This is a genomic window from Enterobacter sp. RCC_40 (assembly GCF_041360735.1).
Lineage (GTDB): Bacteria > Pseudomonadota > Gammaproteobacteria > Enterobacterales > Enterobacteriaceae > Enterobacter > Enterobacter ludwigii.
Genome location: NZ_JBFUPR010000011.1, coordinates 50,882 through 69,466, shown reverse-complemented (window position 1 = coordinate 69,466; position 18,585 = coordinate 50,882). Strand labels below are relative to the sequence as shown.

Sequence of the window (18,585 nt, the reverse complement as noted above, 5' to 3'; positions counted from 1 at the left end):
TAGCACAACCGCCCTGACGGGCGGCTGGTTTTACTCTTCAGTGGTCTTTTCCGACGTATCGTCTTCGTCATCCGACCGACGCCCTTTTCCCACGTAGAAACGCGAGAAGAATACGCCGACTTCAAACAGACAATACATCGGTATTGCCAGCAGCGTTTGTGAGAAGACGTCAGGTGGTGTGAGCAGCATGCCAACCACAAACGCGCCGACCAGGATATACGGGCGCTTCTTACGCAGGTCATCAGGGGTCGTCACTCCTACCCAGCAAAGCAGCACAATGGCTACCGGCACTTCGAATGCCACGCCGAACGCCATAAACAGCGCCATCACAAAGCTAAGGTAGCTGGCGATATCCGTCGACACCTGAACCCCTTCCGGCGCGGTATGCGTCAGGAAGCCAAAAGCCAGCGGGAAGACAACAAAGTAGGCGAACGCCATGCCGATATAGAACAGCAGCGAGCTGGATACCAGCAGCGGGATCACTAGCTTGCGTTCATGCTTGTACAGCGCTGGCGCCACAAACGCCCACACCTGATAAAGAATGACCGGCGCAGAGGCAATCAGCGATACCCAGAAGGTGAGCTTAATAGGGGTAAAGAACGGTGATGCAACGTCGGTTGCGATCATCGTTGCCCCCAGCGGCATCTGCTTGATCAGCGGCGCAGAGACAACCTGGTAGATATCATTGGCGAAATAGACCAGGCATAAGAAAATGAGGAAAACCGCGATAATGCAGTTTAACAGGCGCTTACGCAGCTCTATGAGGTGCGTAATCAGCGGTTGGGTATCATCTACTGCCATGTTTACGCTTTATCACTCGACGAGGGGGATGATTCGGAAACAGGTGCGGCGGGCTTAACGTCAGCCGCTTTTACCACCGGTGCTTCCGGCTGCACCTGTTTTTTCGGTTCAGATTCCTGCGGCGTTTGTTCAGGCGCGGTAGCCTGATGCTCCGCGCTGGCAGGCGTAACGCCCTCGCGCTGCGCTTCGCTGTCCTTCACCACCGGGTTGTGGATGGTGTTGGCTTCATCGCTCGCCTTTTCAGGATCGTTGACGCTGTAGGAGCGCTTCATGGATTCTGCCGCTTCACGCAGTTCATCCATTGAGGCTTTCAGTTCAGGCGTCAGGTTATCCATGCTCGCCTTTTCCACCTTTTTCAGGCTTTCCTGAAACTCCTGCAGCTTAAGTTCCTGCGCCAGCTCATTTTGTACGGTCGAAGCCAGCGATCTCAGCGCGCGTACCCAGCCCACAACGGTTTTCACCGCCACCGGCAGACGCTGGGGTCCTAACACTATCAGGCCAATCACAAAGACCAGCAGCAGCTCACTAAAACCAATGTCGAACACGAATTACACCTGCTCTTTATCGTGGCGTTTAGCGTCTTCTTTTTTCGCCTCTTCCTGCTTGTCGGAGATGGATTTAGCAGTAAAGTCAGCATCCTGGCTGGTTTTATCCTGCTTGCTCTCATCATCGCTCATCGCTTTCTTGAAGCCTTTGATAGACGCGCCCAGATCGGAGCCGATAGAACCGAGCTTTTTCGTGCCAAACAGCAGCACGACGATGACGGCAATGATCAACAATTGCCAGATACTGATACCACCCATACATGTACCTCAGGGATAGATGATTAATGAGTCAGGTCGCATTATACGTAGGCGACCCGTCGATAGCGACGCAAAATCAGCGCGTTTTTCTCCAGCCGGCGAGCCAGACCACAACACCGCCAGCCATCAGCCAGGCGGGCATCATCTGCCAGTCAGGGCGAGTAATCAGCAACAGCGTACCACTCAGCAGCAGCGTTGCTCCAATGCCAAAGAGATAGCGCGACTGCCCCTGTCGAACACGGCTGGACTGAAGCTCGCGGGCGATTTTATCCATGCTGTGCTGAAGGTTCTTGCTCTGACGCAAACTGTCGTAAATCAGTTCAGGAATATCAGGCATTTTTTCTATCCAGAACGGGCCTTTCTCTTTAATAGAGCGCACCAGCGCCGGAATGCCCACCTGATCCTTAATCCAGGATTCAAGGAAAGGTTTCGCAGTCTTCCATAAGTCTAACTGAGGATAGAGCTGTCGACCTACACCTTCAACGTAAAGTAATGTTTTCTGAAGTAAAACTAACTGTGGCTGCACTTCCATGTTGAAGCGGCGTGCCGTGTTAAACAGGTTCAGCAATACGTGTCCGAAGGAAATTTCTGCCAGCGGCTTTTCAAAAATCGGCTCGCAGACGGTACGGATAGCAAACTCAAATTCTTCGACGTTGGTGTCCGGCGGAACCCAGCCAGAATCAACGTGCAGCTCGGCCACCTTGCGGTAATCACGGTTAAAGAAGGCAATAAAGTTCTCAGCGAGATAGCGCTTATCTTCTTTGTTCAGCGAGCCCACAATACCGCAGTCAATACCGATATATTTCGGGTCTTCCGGGTGCTCATAACTGACGAAGATATTCCCCGGGTGCATGTCCGCGTGGAAAAAGCTGTCGCGGAATACCTGGGTAAAGAAGACCTGTACACCACGCTCGGCCAGCAGCTTCATGTTGGTTCCCTGCTTTTCCAGGGCTGCCACATCCGAGACCGGAATACCGTAAATCCGCTCCATTACCATCATGTTCTGGCTGCAGTAGTCCGAATACACTTCCGGCACATAGAGCATCGGGCTGTTTTCAAAGTTCCGGCGCAGCTGGATGGCATTTGCCGATTCACGCAGCAGGTTTAATTCATCAATCAGCGTTTTTTCATACTCCCGCACAACTTCCATTGGGCGCAGACGGCGTCCGTCGGGGAGCAGGCGCGGAACCCAGCGTGCAAGCCGATAGATAAGCTTCATGTCCGCTCGGATTACCGGCAGGATGTCCGGGCGGATCACTTTGATAACCACCTCTTTGCCATTCTCTTTCAGACGTGCTGTATGCACCTGGGCGATAGAGGCTGAAGCAAGAGGTTCTATTTCGAAATCGTCAAACCAGGTCTCGACAGGAATATTGCCCATCGCCTCTTCGATCTGTTTTTTCGCTCTCACACCGTCAAACGGTGCAACGCGGTCCTGCAGCAGTGCCAGTTCATCGGCAATCTGCGGCGGGAAAAGATCGCGGCGAGTCGAGAGCATTTGCCCGAACTTAATCCATACCGGGCCCAGCTCCTGGAGCGCCAGGCGAAGACGTTCACCCAGCGGCTGATCTTTATGACGATTAGGCATCCAGAACAACATCCGCCGCCAGATGCGAAGCAGCAGCGTGATACGCATTTTGGGGATAAGCTCGTCGAGCCCGTAACTCAAAAAGGTGTGGACGATAAAATAGAGGCGCCGAATTTCACCAGGCGTCATTTGCCCTCCAGTTTTTCCAGCCGTTTGGTTAAGGCATCCACCGCGCGTTCAACCGCTGCGGTCTCTTCCGCAAACCATGCAACTTCAAGCGCGCCAGGGGCCATACGCCACTCTTCAGTCAGCACTTCCGCCGCATAGCGTTGCTGCCGTTGCAGACTCTTGCGAAGGAAAGCCGTACCGCCATGAATGGCTTTACCGATCCCTTCGGCAGCAATGTCGCCAATGAAAGGCGCAAGCAGCTCTGCCGGGTCAAACTCGGCCAGATCGCTGAGCGCAACGAAATTCTGTACGACCTGAATGTCGCCTTCCACTTCCAGCTCACCACTGCGGATAAGCGCCGTAAGCTGCTGACGGTCACGTAATTTTGGCAGCACGCTCATGTGCGTAATCACGGAGCAGTCGGCTTCACCTTCCCACTCACCCAGAACGTCAAGCTGGCGTTCACTGAAAACCAGCACAAGCGGCGTCGAGAACTCTTTCAGAACAACACGCAGCACCTTGCCGTTAAGCCGCTGACGTGCGGCTTTTAGCGCCGGTGCGCGGTAAAGAAAGGCATTCAGGACATTCTCGATGCCTGCGGTGACTAAGGGTTTAAAGGGCACGGGAAACCTCCACTCAGAACTTATAACCGCGATGCAGCGCGACGACACCTGCCGTCATGTTGAAATACTCAACGTTCTCGAATTCCGCATCCTGCATCATGGCCTTTAAGGTGTCCTGATCCGGGTGCATACGGATAGATTCCGCCAGGTACCGGTAGCTTTCCGCGTCGTTTGCCACCAGCTCACCAATGCGCGGCAGTACATGGAATGAGTATGCGTCGTAAGCTTTGCTTAACGGCTCAAGAATCGGTTTGGAGAATTCGAGCACCAGCAGGCGTCCACCCGGCTTTAACACGCGGTACATGGAGCGCAGCGCTTTTTCTTTATCGGTGACGTTACGCAGGCCGAAGGAGATAGTGATGCAGTCAAAGGTATTATCCGGGAAAGGCAGCGCTTCGGCGTTCGCCTGCACATACTCGACATTACCTACCACGCCGATGTTACGCAGCTTCTCACGTCCCATTTTGAGCATTGAGTCGTTAATATCTGCCAGAACAACGCGACCGGTTTCGCCCACCAGACGGGAGAATTTTGCTGTCAAATCGCCTGTACCGCCGGCTAAATCCAGTACCGTTTGTCCACGACGCACACCGCTACAGTCGATGGTGAAGCGCTTCCACAAGCGATGAATGCCGAACGACATCAAGTCATTCATCACATCGTACTTCGCCGCCACGGAATGAAATACGTGGGCCACCATATCAGCTTTCTGCGCTTTGGCGACAGTCTGAAAGCCAAAGTGCGTCGTGTCTTGTGAATCGTCAACCATCTCAGAGCCTGCTTATCAGTAAAATGTTCGTGAAGTGTAACAGATTGGGCGCGTTTGCCCTACGTTTCAACCTTCGCGAAAGAAACGTGCCGGACGCTCGTCTGACGTTAAATCTGTCGCTAACGTATTGTCTTCACTGTTTGTCTTTTGTTCGCCAGCGCCTTCGCGCAGGCGAAACTCTTCATCCTGGGCGGTGGCCTGCTCAACTAATTCCGGATTAATCTCGCGCTTCACCTCCACACCCAGGGAACGAAACGCTTCGGCCTGCGCCAGTAAGTTGCCACGCCCGGAAGAGAGTTTTTTCATCGCCTGGCGATAGTTATCCTGGGCGCGGTCAAGGCTTTGCCCGACCGAGGACATATCATCCACAAAAAGGCGCATTTTGTCGTAAAGCTTGCTGGCGCGATCGGCAATCTGCTGCGCATTACGGCTCTGATGTTCATAGCGCCACAGGTTGGCAATAGTGCGCAATGCCACCAGCAGCGTGGTGGGGCTCACCAGCATAATGTTATTTTTTAGGGCTTCGGTAATCAGTTCAGGCTGTCTGTCGAGCGCCAGCAAGAACGCGGGTTCAACCGGAATAAACATCAGGACGTAATCCAGCGAGCGCAGGCCGGGTAACTGCTGGTAGTCTTTTCTGCCCAGCAGACGAATGTGGTTACGCACGGAGGCGATGTGCTCCTGCAGCGCCGACTCGCGGGTGTAGTCATCTTCCGCATTGAAATAGCGCTCATAAGCCACCAGCGTCATTTTGGCGTCTATCACCACATCTTTGCCCTGCGGGAGCCGCACAATCACATCAGGCTGCATACGCGAGCGGGCATCGTTCTCGATACTCACCTGCGTTTCGTATTCATACCCTTCCCGCAGGCCAGAGGCCTCCAGCACGCGGGTCAGCACCACTTCCCCCCAGTTGCCCTGGGTTTTGTTATCGCCCTTCAGCGCACGGGTCAGGTTGACCGCTTCCTGCGCCATTTGCGCATTCAGCTGCTGAAGATTGCGAATTTCATGCGCCAGCGTGTGCCGCTCACGAGCCTCCTGGCCAAAGCTGTCCTGTACCTGACGACGAAAGCCGTCCAGCTGTTCACGCAGGGGCGTCAGCAAGCTATTCAGGCTTTGGCGGTTTTGTTCGTCTACGCGGCGGTTGCTGTGTTCAAAAATGCGGTTCGCGAGATTCTCGAACTGCTCGCTGAGGCGTTGCTCGCTGTTCATCATCTGGCGGATTTTATCTTCCGCATGCAGCTGGGTGGATTCGAGGCGGGTAGTCACTTCGCGGAGATCGGCCTCCAGCGAGGTGTTGATATCGCGAAGATTACGCAGCTCGTTGTTGAGCAGCTCGCATTCGTCACGCCAGTGTTCGCTCAGCGCAACCTGCTGTTTTGCCGCGCTTAAATCGGCGACTATCTCTTCGCGCTCGGCCAGCTGATCGGCCTTTTGTTGCGCGTGCTGGTAGCTGGAAATCAGCCAGCCTGCCCCCACGCCCACCAGCGCAATCACTGCATAAATCAGGATTGAGATATCCACAATGCCCCCTGCATCAACGTATTACCTGCACAAAATAGAATTGTGCTGTATAAACGTCCAGTTTGAAAGGGTTTTCCTGCGAGGCGCTACGCAAAAAAAAGGCCGAACGGGTCGGCCTTTTTTCGTATAAGAAGGGATTAGATCAGGCGACGCGCTGCTTCAACCACGATTTTCACCGCATGACTTTCGGTCTGCTTCATGGTTTCCGCGTTCGGGATCTCCTGCTGGGTACGGTTGACGATAACGCCCGCCACCATACCGGCACGCAGACCCTGGCTTGCGCACATGGTCAGCAAGGTTGCAGATTCCATTTCGTAGTTCATTACGCCCATAGACTGCCACTCTTCCATAGAACCTTTGAAACGGCTTACCACGCGGCCGGAGAAGGTGTCATAACGCTCCTGGCCTGGGTAGAAGGTATCAGAAGAGGCGGTCACGCCTACGTGGGTGGTTGCGCCAACGGATTTCGCGGCTTCAACCAGTGCGGTGGTGCATTCGAAATCCGCCACCGCCGGGAATTCCATAGGGGCAAAGTGCAGACTCGCGCCGTCCAGACGCACGGAAGCGGTTGTCACCAGCACGTCGCCAACGTTGATATGAGGCTGAATGGCACCGGTAGTCCCGATACGCAGGAAAGTACGAATACCCAGCTGCGCCAGCTCTTCAACAGCAATTGAGGTGGACGGGCCACCGATACCGGTAGAACAGACGATCACCGCTTTGCCATCCAGCTCAGCGCGCCAGGTGGTGAATTCACGATGGGCAGCAAGCTTAACCGGCTTATCCATCAGCGCGGCGATCTTTTCCACACGCTCAGGATCGCCCGGGACGATAGCCAGCGTAGCCCCTTGTAAATCGTTTTTAGTGAGGCCGAGATGAAAAACATCAGACTTAGACATAGGTGACTCCTCTGTGGGTCGGTTAGTCAGAAGAAGTAAAAAGGTACTTTACAGAAGCAGTAAGCAGAATTACGTGACACATCTCACCATGAATGAAAATGATTGCAGTAAATTTCCATGAAATAGTGATTCACATCACATTAACAAGTTATATCGTCAGGTGCTGCACAAAAGATAGACCGTTTCAGGCACTGTGAATTGTTAACCTGGTGACTATATTTACCTTTGCGCTAACTCATTGGTACGGAGAATGCCATGACTGAAAAAACCGGTTTTGCACCTGCAGCGGCCCCCCATGCATCAACCATCGTCTCAACACCTGAAGAGGCCATTACGGCAGGTGAGACCTCCATCCCCTCGCAGGGGGAGAATATGCCTGCTTACCACGCGCGGCCAAAATCGGCCGACGGCCCGCTGCCCATCGTGATTGTGGTTCAGGAAATTTTCGGCGTTCACGAACATATTCGCGACCTTTGCCGCCGTCTGGCGCTGGAAGGTTATCTGGCCGTTGCGCCAGAGCTCTATTTCCGTCAGGGCGATCCGAACGACTACAGTGATATACCGACGCTGTTCAGCAACCTGGTCAGCAAAGTGCCGGATGCACAGGTACTGGCCGATCTGGACCACGTGGCCAGTTGGGCTGCGCGCAATGGCGGCGACGCACATCGTCTGATGGTGACGGGTTTCTGCTGGGGAGGACGTATCAGCTGGCTGTATGCCGCACATAATCCGCAGCTTAAAGCCGCCGTTGCCTGGTACGGCAAACTGGTGGGGGAGAAAACGCTGAACTCGCCGAAGCATCCCGTTGATATCGCCACCGAGTTAAATGCCCCAGTTTTAGGGCTGTATGGCGGCCAGGACACCGGGATCCCGCTTGATACGGTAGAGACCATGCGCCATGCGCTCCGTGCAGCCAATGCAAAAGCTGAAATCATTGTTTATCCGGATGCCGGCCACGCCTTTAATGCCGACTATCGTCCGAGCTATCACGCGGAATCGGCTAAAGATGGCTGGCAGCGGATGCTGGCATGGTTCAGCCAGTACGGCGGGAAAAAAGCGTAAAACAAAAGCCCGGTCGCGGCTACGCCTTGCCGGGCTTCGGATTTATCAGGCCTGACGCAAATTCTGCGCCGCCCTGACCATGTTCGCGAGTGCCGCGCGGGTCTCCGGCCAGCCGCGGGTTTTCAGTCCGCAGTCCGGGTTGACCCACAGGCGCTCAGCCGGGATCCGCTGGGCGGCTTTTTTCAGCAGGCTTTCAATCCACTCCACGCTCGGTACGTTCGGGGAGTGGATGTCGTAGACACCCGGCCCAATTTCGTTTGGATACTCGAACGCTTCGAAGGACTCCAGCAGTTCCATGTCTGAACGCGACGTTTCGATGGTGATCACGTCGGCATCCAGCGCGGCAATCGAATCCATAATGTCGTTAAATTCACAGTAACACATGTGGGTGTGGATCTGCGTGTCGTCTTTCGCGACCGCGGCGTTGAGGCGGAAAGCCTCCACACCCCACTTCAGATAAGCATCCCAGTCACTGCGACGCAGCGGCAAACCTTCGCGTAGCGCCGGTTCATCAATCTGGATGATGCCAATACCCGCCGCTTCCAGATCGGCCACTTCATCACGCAGCGCGAGCGCAATCTGTTTAGCGATGGTTTCACGGGTCACATCTTCACGCGGGAAGGACCAGCAGAGGATCGTCACCGGGCCGGTCAGCATCCCTTTCACCGGTTTGTCGGTCAGGGACTGGGCGAATTTTGCCCACTCTACGGTGATTGCTTGCGGGCGGCTGACGTCACCAATCACCACCGGTGGCTTCACACAGCGGGAACCATAGCTCTGCACCCAACCGTTCTGCGTAAAGACGAAACCGTCCAGATGTTCGCCGAAGTATTCCACCATGTCATTACGCTCGGCTTCACCGTGTACCAGCACGTCCAGACCTAAACGTTCCTGTTCAACAATCGCCTGTCTGATGTGCTCAGCGATGCCGGTGCGGTAGTGATTCGCATCGAGGTTGCCTTTTTTGAAATCCAGACGTAGGCCGCGGATCTCCGTCGTCTGCGGGAAGGAGCCGATGGTGGTGGTTGGCCACGCTGGCAGGTTGAAGCGGGCACGCTGGGCTTCGGCACGCACCTCATAGGGGCTCTGACGCTGGCTGTCCTGCGCGCTAATGGCCGCCAGACGTTTTTCGACCGCCGGGTTGTGGACGCGTGCCGAATGACGACGCGCCTGAATGGGGGCGCTCCAGTCGGTAATGGCCGTGGTGTCACCGCTATTTAACGCATCACGCAGCAGCGCCAGCTCTTCACATTTTTGCAGCGCAAAGGCAAACCAGCTCTTCACCTCGGGATCCAGGCGGGTTTCCACACTGAGATCGATTGGGCTGTGCAGCAGAGAGCAGGAGGAGGCCACCCACAGCTCACGTTTGCCGACGAGATCTTTAATCTGTGCATATTTCTCGCTCAGATCGGCGCGCCAGACGTTACGGCCATTCACCAGTCCGGCCGAAAGCAACCACTCTTTAGGCACACGTTTGTGCAGTTCGGCCACGTCATCTTTGCCGTGGACCAGGTCAACATGAAGACCCTGAACCGGCAGCGCAGTAATGGTACTCAGGTTCGGCGTCACGCCTTCAAAATAGGTGGTCAGCAATAGCTTCACCTGACCAGTAAGGGCATCGTAAGCGGGTTTAAACGCTTTCAGCCACGCCTGCGGCAGCTCCAGCACCAGCGCAGGCTCATCGATTTGCACCCACTGAATTCCGCGTTTACCCAGTTCAATCAGCACCTGTTTGTAGACCGGCAGAATATCGTTCAGCAAGCTGAGACGGTCAAACTGCTCGCCTTTCACTTTACCCAGCCACAAATACGTTACCGGCCCCAGCAGTACCGGTTTCACCTGGTGGCCCAGCGCCAGCGCTTCATCGACTTCGTCGAGCAACTGGGTCCAGCTCAGTTTGAACTGCTGGCCTTTCACAAATTCCGGCACCATATAGTGATAGTTGGTGTTGAACCACTTGGTCATTTCCGCCGCTGCCGCAGGCTCTCCCGTTGGCGCACGACCACGGCCAATGCGGAACAGGGTGTCGATATCTACCAATCCATCTTTGTTCTGATGACGAGCCGGCACGTTGCCAAGCAGCAGGCTGGTGGTCAGAACATGGTCGTACCAGGCGAAATCGCCCACGGGCAGCAGGTCAATGCCCGCCTGCTTTTGCTGTTCCCAGTGGCGCGCACGCAGTTCGCGGCCCACTGCCAGCAATTCTTCACGGCCAGAGGTACCTGCCCAGTAACTTTCCTGCGCTTTTTTCAGCTCGCGGCGAAGGCCAACGCGAGGGAAACCGAGAGTGTGATTGCGAATTGTCATGGTGTGTCCCCTGTGAATTTTTCGTATTTAGCCATCCAGATGTTTACACATCCATAATTGGCAGTTACTGTATATTCCTCAAGCGCAAAATGTTCATGGCGAAGTGAAGGACTTTCATGATCGAGATTAAACACCTGAAAACGCTACAAGCGTTGCGAAATTGCGGTTCTCTCGCGGCGGCGGCAGCCACGCTGCACCAGACCCAGTCCGCCCTTTCTCACCAGTTCAGCGATCTGGAACAACGCCTCGGCTTTCGTCTTTTTGTGCGTAAGAGCCAGCCGCTACGCTTTACGCCTCAGGGCGAGATCCTGCTGCAGCTGGCTAATCAGGTGCTGCCGCAAATAGCCAGCGCGCTGCAGTCCTGTAACGAGCCGCAGCAAACCAGGCTGCGTATCGCCATTGAGTGTCACAGCTGTATTCAATGGCTGACACCCGCGCTTGAGAACTTCCGCCAGAGGTGGCCGCAGGTGGAGATGGATTTCAAATCCGGCGTGACGTTCGACCCGCAGCCGTCGCTCCAGCAGGGCGAACTGGATCTGGTGATGACCTCAGACATTCTGCCCCGCAGCGGCCTGCACTATTCACCAATGTTTGATTATGAGGTACGTCTGGTGCTGGCTCCGGATCATCCGCTGGCCAGTAAAACGCGTATCACCCCGGAAGATTTAGCCAGTGAAACGCTGCTGATTTACCCGGTACAGCGCAGTCGGCTGGATATCTGGCGTCACTTCCTGCAGCCGGCCGGCATTAGCCCGCAGCTCAAAAGCGTGGATAACACCCTGCTGTTGATTCAGATGGTTGCCGCCAGAATGGGCATCGCGGCGCTGCCACACTGGGTTGTGGAGAGTTTTGAACGCCAGGGTCTGGTTGTCACCAAAACCCTGGGTGAGGGACTATGGAGCCGGCTGTACGCCGCCGTGCGCGATGGCGAGCAGCGTCAGCCGATTACGGAAGCGTTTATTCGCTCTGCGCGGAACCACGCGTGCGACCATCTTCCGTTTGTGCGGAGCGCGGAGCGACCCAACGGCGATGGACCCACAGCGAAGCCAGAATCACTGCTCCCCCAATAAGGAAGCTCGGCCAGTGAGGCTGCTGCTGCCAGATGGCAAGGTTCACCAGCAGCCCTGCAGGCACATGCACGTTGTTCATGATCCCCAGCGTACCGGCGTCTACCTGCGTAGCGCCGTAGTTCCACATGAAGTAACCCAGCCCCGATGCCACCACGCCCAGCCAGACCAGAACGCCCCACTGCAGGGTTGTCGTCGGGAGCTTTTGCGGGTTACCGAGCATAAACCATGCCGCCACCGCGACGATAGCTGCCCCCATATAGAACCAGGCGAACGCGTTATGCTGTGGCATCGGGCGGGTTTCCATCAGGCGCTTGTACCCGACCATACCGATGGCAAAGCTGAGGTTCGCCAGCTGCACGAACATCAGCCCGGTCCAGAAGTGGTCGCTCACTTTGTCGTAGCGAATAATCGCCGCCCCGATCACCGCCAGCGCCGCGCTCAACAGATATCCCCAGCGCAAACGACGTTTGCTGAGCAAATCGTAAATCAGCGTGATATAGAGCGGCGTAAGCACGGTGAAAAGCAGAAATTCAGAGACAGAAAGGTAGACGTAAGCCCGGAAGCTGAACAGGTACATGATGCCGAGCTGCATCGCCCCCACCAGCATGTACAGCAAAATGGTCTTCAGCGATTGCCCGCGTGTACGCAGGAAGGGCAGGAATACCAGCGCCGCCAGCCCCACGCGCATCAGCACCGAGAAGTAGCTGTCGACGTGTCCGGCGAGGTATTCGCCAATCAGGCTAAAAGAGAAGGCCCACAGGATAGTGGTAATAATGAGTAGCGCCACAATGCTTGTCTCTCAGAAAGAAGGACAGGCATTGTAGCGAACTCTTTAGTTGACAACTGAGCAATAAACAATCAAATGAAGATTATTCAAGGAACAGTTTGCGCAGGTATTTTGGTACCGCGTTGTCAGCGTTAGACCCAATCACTTCCAGTTCCGGGTGCAGGTCTTTCAGACGCTGGTGTGCATTCTGCATAATGCAGCCTTTACCCGCCATAGAGAGCATCTCGGCGTCGTTCATGCCATCACCGAAGGCGATACAGTCTTTCAGTTCGAAGCCCAGACGTTTTGCCACGGCTTCCAGCGCGTGCCCTTTGGAAACTCCCCCGGCCATAACTTCCAGACAGGTCAGGGTCGAGAAACTCACGTTGACGCGGTCACCCCAACGCGCATTAATCGCCTGTTCCAGCGGCAGCAACGCTTCGTGGCTTTCGCAGGTAAAGAACACCTTGCTGATCCCTTCCGGCTCCAGCAGGCCTGGCTCGTACAGGGAATAGTTAAATACCGCTTCCTTGAAGAAACGCATTTCATCCGGGCGATGGCGATTCATGAACCAGTCGTCATCGCGATAAACGTTAGTGATAATGTCCGGGTTGTTATGCACTACGCCGAACAGATCGGCGGCAATGTCGCGATCCAGGTTATGCGTAAAGATCAGGTTGCCATCGGTATCGTGCACGCGCGCACCGTTGGAGGTGATCATGTACGATTTGATCTCAAGATTATCGCGGATCTGCCCCACGTCCACGTGGTGGCGTCCGGTGGCAAACACGAAGTTCACTCCGCGGGCGGTCAGAAGCTTTAAGGTCTCTTTCGCGTAAGGCGACAGGGTATGGTCGGGCGAAAGCAGCGTGCCATCTAAATCAGATGCAACAACCTGGTACATAGGGATTTCAACCTCTGGTGGTAAAACAACAATCAATTATGCCTGTCGAAAAATTCAACAATGGCGTTGAGCGCGACTGAGCGCATAGCGTCCTTTTCAAAAAGGATCTCATGGTACGCGCCGTTGATGACCAGCGGTTTACCCCCTTCGCAAGGGTGACCGGCGGCAGCGCGGAGTTCACAAAAGCGGTCATGCATGCGGTTATCCACCACACGCTCTTCTTCAGCCTGAATCAGAAGTGTCGGCGTATCATCTTTACCAACACCAGCAAGCACCTGTTCACCGGCAAGGATCCCTTCCCGCACCCAGTGATATGTCGGGCCACCGACGCGCAGGCGCGGTTCATCGGCATAAAAACGCAGGTTACGGCGATAACGCTGCCGGCTATGGGTCAATACGTTGAGGGCAAACGGCAGCGCGCGCCAGCGCCCTGTCCCGATGGCATACCCTTCACGAATGCGCTGATGGCCCTCAGCCCAGTCGAGAATATGGCGCACCATCCAGTCCGGAAAACGCATGACGATGCCATACATTGGCGCGGTAAGCGCAATGGCATCACACTGGTGGTCATAGCGCTGTAAAAACAGCGTCGAAATCGCCCCACCCATAGAGTGCGCCAGAATATAGCGCTTACGCCACGGGCCCGGCTGAACTTCCTGCTGCCAGAAGGCGGCAAGATCGTCGACGTAATCGCTGAAGTTATCCACATGACCGCGATGCGTGTCCGACAATAAGCGGCCAGAAAGCCCCTGCCCGCGATGGTCGATAATCAACACATCGAAGCCCAGATGGAACAGGTCATAGGCCAGTTCAGCGTATTTGATGTAGCTCTCGATACGTCCCGGACAGACCACGATCACCCGATCGTTTTTCTCATCATGGAAACGCACAAAGCGTACCGGAACATCGCCAACACCCGTAAACTCATCTTCCTCACGCTGACGCCAGAAATCGGTCAGCGGCCCCATAGAGAAAGCAGCAAATGCGTTTTCTCGTGTTTCCCAGTCCTTTTTCTGCTGAAACATCGGGTTTCCACCCCCGTAAGCCAAGGAATATCGTTTTTTCGTCACCGGTCACAAAATGACGTAACAATAGCGTATTGTGGCATAAAAACAGACAATTCGGGAGTTTCAAATGACCTTCGAGTGGTGGTTCGCTTATCTGCTGACATCCATCATCCTTAGCCTTTCCCCAGGTTCAGGCGCCATTAACACCATGACCACCTCCATCAACCACGGCTATCGCGGTGCCGCGGCGTCCATTGCCGGTTTGCAGACCGGTCTGGGCATTCATATCGTGCTGGTGGGCATTGGTCTGGGTACGCTGTTCTCCCGCTCGGTACTGGCCTTTGACGTGCTGAAATGGGCCGGTGCCGCGTACCTGATTTGGCTCGGTATTCAGCAGTGGCGTGCGGCAGGCTCAATTGATCTTAATACGCTCGCCCAGACGCAAACACGCGGACGCCTGTTTAAACGCGCGGTGTTTGTGAACCTGACCAACCCGAAAAGTATTGTTTTCCTTGCCGCGCTGTTCCCGCAGTTTATCGTCCCGCATCAGCCACAGGTTATGCAGTACGTGGTGCTGGGTGCGACCACCATTGTTGTCGATATCATCGTGATGATTGGTTACGCGACGCTGGCGCAGCGGATTGCGGTGTGGATTAAAGGGCCTAAGCAGATGAAGGCCCTGAACAAAATCTTTGGTTCGCTGTTTATGCTGGTAGGCGCGCTGCTTGCGTCAGCGCGTCATGCTTAGCGAGAAATGATGAGATGAATGCCAAAGCCGGCGAACAACGCGCCGGCGAAGCCGTCAATCCACTTCGCAATACGCTGGTAACCGCGGCGCATCGCCGGTAAGGCAAACAGGCTGGCAACCACGGTAAACCACGCAAAAGTTTCCACCACGATCAGCAGGAAGATGCCCCAACGCGCACCCGCACCCACGTTGTCACCCACAAACAGGGAGAACACGGAGCCGAAATAGATAATCGCTTTTGGGTTCGCCAGGTTGGTGAGCAGCCCTTTAATAAAACTCCGGCCGCCCGTTGCCAGCTCAACTTTCGGCTCTTCCGGCTTTTTCTCTTCTTTCTTCAACGCCCCGCGCAGCATCTGGTAGCCCATCCAGCAAAGGTAAAGCCCCCCGCCAACCATGATGATGTTGTGCAACCAGGCCATCTTCGCCAGAATCAGGTTCAGACCAAGCAGCGCCACAGCCGCCCAGACCATAACGCCCATGGTGATACCCAGTACCCCCATCATCGCTTCTTTGCGGGAGCGGCTGACGGCGGTTTGTGACACGAAGAAAAAGTCAGGGCCCGGGCTCATGAGCGCAACGATGTGCACTAACGCCACGGTAAGAAATAGCATTAACATAATTAACTCGCAGGGAAATAATTAAGTGAGTCACCATCCTGACATTTTTTAGGCTGGCTGACTACTCCTCATCGTCACCGTCGACATGAGCGCGAATAAGCGCCATAAACTCTTTGCCAAAGCGCTCCAGCTTGCGCGTACCAACACCGTTGACGCTGAGCATTTCGCTGGCGCTGAGCGGCGTCTGCTCTGCCATCTCGATAAGCGTCGCGTCGTTGAAGACCACGTAGGGCGGAATGTTCTCTTCATCAGCAATGGCTTTACGCAGCTTGCGCAGTTTGGCAAACAGCTTGCGGTCGTAATTGCCGCCGTACGATTTTTGCATCACCCGCGGCTTCAGGGCGACAACGCGCGGAACCGCGAGCTTCAGTTCGATATCCCCGCGCAGCACCGGACGTGCCGCTTCGGTAAGCTGAAGCGCGGAGTGTTGGGCAATGTTTTGCGTGGCAAAGCCCAGGTGAATCAGCTGACGGATGATGCTCACCCAGTGCTCGTGACTCTGGTCTTTACCGATACCGTAGACGGGCAGCTTATCGTGTCCCATGTCGCGGATACGCTGGTTATTCGCCCCACGCAACACTTCCACCACGTAGCCCATGCCGAAGCGCTGGTTCACACGATAGATGGTCGAGAGCGCTTTGCGCGCATCCATCAGGCCATCGTATTGCTTTGGTGGGTCAAGACAGATATCGCAGTTGCCGCACGGCTCCTGACGCCCCTCGCCAAAGTAGTTGAGCAGCACCAGACGGCGGCAGGTTTGCGCTTCGGCAAACGCGCCCATCGCGTTGAGCTTGTGGCGTTCGATATCCTGCAGTTGGCCCTGCGGTTTCTCTTCCAGACAACGGCGCAGCCACGCCATGTCGGCCGGATCGTAAAACAGCATGGCTTCTGCAGGCAGCCCATCACGCCCGGCGCGGCCGGTTTCCTGGTAGTACGATTCGATATTGCGCGGAATGTCGAAGTGTACGACGAAGCGCACGTTCGGCTTGTTGATCCCCATTCCGAACGCCACCGTCGCCACCACAATCTGCAGGTCATCGCGCTGGAATTTCTCCTGCACATCGGCGCGAACCGCGTTTTCCAGCCCGGCATGGTAGGCGGCGGCGCTAAAACCACGGTTCTGCAGGCGCGCGGCCGTGTCTTCCACCTTCGCGCGGCTGTTGCAGTAGATGATGCCGGACTTCCCGCGCTGCTCCTGCACGTAGCGCAGAAGCTGATCCAGCGGCTTGAATTTTTCCATCAGCATGTAGCGGATGTTCGGGCGGTCGAAGCTGCTGACCTGAATCAGCGGATCGTTCAGCCCCAGCAGCCGGACGATATCCTGACGCGTGGTGTCATCTGCCGTCGCGGTGAGCGCCATAAACGGCAGTTCGGGAAAACGCTGACGGAGCTGGCCGAGCGCCGCATATTCCGGGCGGAAATCATGTCCCCACTGGGAGATACAGTGGGCTTCATCCACCGCCAGCAGGACCGGATTCCAGTGCGACAGATGATCGAGGAAGTTATCCAGCATCAGACGTTCCGGCGCGATATACAGCAGGCGAACCTGCCCGGTACGGCAACCGGCCATGACCTCTTGCTGCTGCTCGCGGGTCTGGCTGGAGTTAAGACAGGCCGCCGCCACGCCGTTGGCAAGGAGCTGATCGACCTGATCTTTCATCAGGGAAATAAGAGGCGATACCACGACCGTCAGGCCGTTGAGCACCAGCGCGGGCACCTGATAGCAGAGGGATTTACCGCCGCCGGTAGGCATGACCACCAGACAATCGCGGCCTTCCAGCACGGTTTCAATGATGGTTTCCTGGCCAGGGCGGAACTGCTGGTAGCCAAAGGTTTCATGCAAAACCTGTTTAGCCAGCGATTCCTGATTCAATACTTCCGCCTGCGCCACGTTAACCCCATTTGCCAGAAATAAAACAGGCGCTATTTTCAGCGCCTGAGAGAGAAACTTCAACGTTTAACGAAAAAACATTCGAGCTGCCTAGAAAATATCGTTCAGCATCACGCCCACACCTACACGGGTCTGGTTGAAGTTGTAATCGATAAGCGACTCGCCGTAACCGCTGTAAACCTGAGTATAGAGGCGAACGTGCTTGCTCACCGGATAACTGAGGCCCAGTTCCGCGCCACCGTAACCGGTGTTCCAGTTGTACTGGCCTTTGGCGCTCAGCACCGCGTCACCCAACTGATAGCCGATTTTGAGCTGATAGTAACCCATATATTTGGTGATATCCGGATTGTCGTCGGTATCGCCCACCACAAACCACGGCTTCACTTCCGCCATCCAGTTGCCGTTTTGCGCCATCAGTCGCGTATAGGCACGGTTCCAGCTGCGCGAGGTAGGGTCGGAGCGTCCGTTTGAATCGTGGTTAAAGCCCACCTCAATGTCACGCAGCGTCCAGCCCGCGAATTCATAATCGGTCGCAAAACCGAGGAACAGCTGCGGCTCATAGTTGGTTTCACGGAACGGTGAAGATTCGCCACTGTTGGAAAGCTGCCACCAGGATTTCTGCGTGTAAGAGGCGCCGAGCACCGAATTCGGTCCCAGAATGCCGCGCCAGAACGGGAACGCGAGACTTAACTGGAACTTCACTTCGTCTTTACGCGCATTATCGGACCAGTTATAGGAGCTTATCGCCTCTTTGTTGAGATCGCTGGTCTGCGTGTATATCACGTAGTTGGTGTCATACGGATACAGCGTGAACGGATTATCATGTTCCTGAAGAAGGTTCGCGATAATGCTGCCCTGCACGGCAGGTTGATCGTGAACTTCTTTAATCGTCGCTTCCTGGGCATATGCTGTGAGGGGCAGCGCAACCGCCGCCAGTAACCAGGCCAGATACGTCCGCATCGGTGGTGTTCTCCTGCAAAGAGTTAATTAGTTGAATTGTTATGTGGCGGATATTCTACATACTTCTGCGACAACTGCTGCATCCTCGTTTCTGAAAGTGGAATTCCTTATTGCTGAAGCATAAAATCAACATTTTAT

At 55.3% G+C, this 18,585-nt stretch carries 18 protein-coding genes; 3 read left to right on the top strand and 15 right to left on the bottom strand.

Going from position 1 to position 18,585, the window contains the following annotated elements; genetic code table 11:
- Positions 1-30: 30 nt before the first annotated feature.
- The 8 genes from tatC to udp all read right to left on the bottom strand — a co-directional run bounded on the left by tatC (position 31) and on the right by udp (position 7,115).
- Positions 31-801 carry a Sec-independent protein translocase subunit TatC gene (gene tatC / locus AB6731_RS22295; protein WP_014172110.1) on the bottom strand — a complete coding sequence of 257 codons (771 nt, stop codon included), beginning with the start codon at positions 799-801 and terminating at the stop codon, positions 31-33.
- A gap of 2 nt (positions 802-803) precedes the next feature.
- Positions 804-1,346 carry a Sec-independent protein translocase protein TatB gene (tatB, locus tag AB6731_RS22290; RefSeq protein WP_371006815.1) on the bottom strand — a complete coding sequence of 181 codons (543 nt, stop codon included), beginning with the start codon at positions 1,344-1,346 and terminating at the stop codon, positions 804-806.
- A gap of 3 nt (positions 1,347-1,349) precedes the next feature.
- The gene (tatA, locus tag AB6731_RS22285; protein WP_020882874.1) at positions 1,350-1,604 is read right to left on the bottom strand and encodes a Sec-independent protein translocase subunit TatA; all 255 of its coding nucleotides are present in this window, start codon (positions 1,602-1,604) and stop codon (positions 1,350-1,352) included.
- 76 nt (positions 1,605-1,680) lie between these two features.
- On the bottom strand, positions 1,681-3,321 hold the full coding sequence (ubiB, locus tag AB6731_RS22280) for a ubiquinone biosynthesis regulatory protein kinase UbiB (protein ID WP_014172113.1): 1,641 nt from the start codon (positions 3,319-3,321) through the stop codon (positions 1,681-1,683).
- Positions 3,318-3,923, bottom strand: coding sequence for a ubiquinone biosynthesis protein UbiJ (gene ubiJ / locus AB6731_RS22275; RefSeq protein ID WP_032680095.1), 606 nt, complete (start codon positions 3,921-3,923; stop codon positions 3,318-3,320). The genes ubiB and ubiJ overlap by 4 nt, the downstream gene beginning before the upstream one ends.
- A 13-nt stretch (positions 3,924-3,936) precedes the next feature.
- A complete protein-coding gene (ubiE, locus tag AB6731_RS22270; RefSeq protein ID WP_014172115.1) occupies positions 3,937-4,692 on the bottom strand; it encodes a bifunctional demethylmenaquinone methyltransferase/2-methoxy-6-polyprenyl-1,4-benzoquinol methylase UbiE in 756 nt (251 codons plus the stop codon).
- A gap of 66 nt (positions 4,693-4,758) precedes the next feature.
- Complete coding sequence (gene rmuC / locus AB6731_RS22265) at positions 4,759-6,216, bottom strand: DNA recombination protein RmuC (RefSeq protein WP_014172116.1); 1,458 nt, start codon at positions 6,214-6,216, stop codon at positions 4,759-4,761.
- Between the two features lie 137 nt (positions 6,217-6,353).
- Positions 6,354-7,115, bottom strand: coding sequence for a uridine phosphorylase (gene udp, locus AB6731_RS22260; protein ID WP_003860792.1), 762 nt, complete (start codon positions 7,113-7,115; stop codon positions 6,354-6,356).
- 255 nt (positions 7,116-7,370) lie between these two features.
- Between udp and AB6731_RS22255 the strand changes: the two genes are divergently transcribed.
- Complete coding sequence (locus AB6731_RS22255) at positions 7,371-8,177, top strand: dienelactone hydrolase family protein (protein WP_014172118.1); 807 nt, start codon at positions 7,371-7,373, stop codon at positions 8,175-8,177.
- A 45-nt stretch (positions 8,178-8,222) separates the two neighbouring features.
- Here the strand turns inward: AB6731_RS22255 and metE are convergent, their stop codons facing one another.
- Positions 8,223-10,484, bottom strand: a complete 2,262-nt coding sequence (metE, locus tag AB6731_RS22250) for a 5-methyltetrahydropteroyltriglutamate--homocysteine S-methyltransferase (RefSeq protein ID WP_371006813.1) — start codon at positions 10,482-10,484, stop codon at positions 8,223-8,225.
- 116 nt (positions 10,485-10,600) lie between these two features.
- Here metE and metR point away from each other — a divergent pair, with 116 nt between their 5' ends.
- Entirely contained in the window at positions 10,601-11,554 is a 954-nt protein-coding gene (gene metR / locus AB6731_RS22245; protein ID WP_014172120.1) for an HTH-type transcriptional regulator MetR, read from the top strand.
- Here metR and AB6731_RS22240 read toward each other — a convergent pair.
- From AB6731_RS22240 to pldB, 3 genes are all read right to left on the bottom strand, one after another.
- Positions 11,442-12,341 (bottom strand): carboxylate/amino acid/amine transporter, encoded by a 900-nt coding sequence (locus AB6731_RS22240; RefSeq protein ID WP_014172122.1) that lies wholly within the window; start codon positions 12,339-12,341, stop codon positions 11,442-11,444. The genes metR and AB6731_RS22240 overlap by 113 nt on opposite strands.
- Before the next feature lie 82 nt (positions 12,342-12,423).
- Complete coding sequence (gene yigL, locus AB6731_RS22235; RefSeq protein WP_020882878.1) at positions 12,424-13,224, bottom strand: sugar/pyridoxal phosphate phosphatase YigL; 801 nt, start codon at positions 13,222-13,224, stop codon at positions 12,424-12,426.
- A gap of 32 nt (positions 13,225-13,256) precedes the next feature.
- Positions 13,257-14,249, bottom strand: a complete 993-nt coding sequence (pldB, locus tag AB6731_RS22230; protein WP_020882879.1) for a lysophospholipase L2 — start codon at positions 14,247-14,249, stop codon at positions 13,257-13,259.
- Between the two features lie 109 nt (positions 14,250-14,358).
- Between pldB and rhtB the strand changes: the two genes are divergently transcribed.
- Positions 14,359-14,979, top strand: a complete 621-nt coding sequence (rhtB, locus tag AB6731_RS22225) for a homoserine/homoserine lactone efflux protein (protein WP_014172125.1) — start codon at positions 14,359-14,361, stop codon at positions 14,977-14,979.
- Here the strand turns inward: rhtB and rhtC are convergent.
- From rhtC to pldA, 3 genes are all read right to left on the bottom strand, one after another.
- Positions 14,976-15,596, bottom strand: a complete 621-nt coding sequence (gene rhtC, locus AB6731_RS22220) for a threonine export protein RhtC (protein WP_014172126.1) — start codon at positions 15,594-15,596, stop codon at positions 14,976-14,978. The two genes, rhtB and rhtC, sit on opposite strands and share 4 nt — an antisense overlap.
- A gap of 61 nt (positions 15,597-15,657) precedes the next feature.
- Complete coding sequence (gene recQ / locus AB6731_RS22215; protein ID WP_025202782.1) at positions 15,658-17,487, bottom strand: ATP-dependent DNA helicase RecQ; 1,830 nt, start codon at positions 17,485-17,487, stop codon at positions 15,658-15,660.
- A 90-nt stretch (positions 17,488-17,577) separates the two neighbouring features.
- A complete protein-coding gene (gene pldA / locus AB6731_RS22210; protein ID WP_020882880.1) occupies positions 17,578-18,447 on the bottom strand; it encodes a phospholipase A in 870 nt (289 codons plus the stop codon).
- Positions 18,448-18,585: the final 138 nt, after the last annotated feature.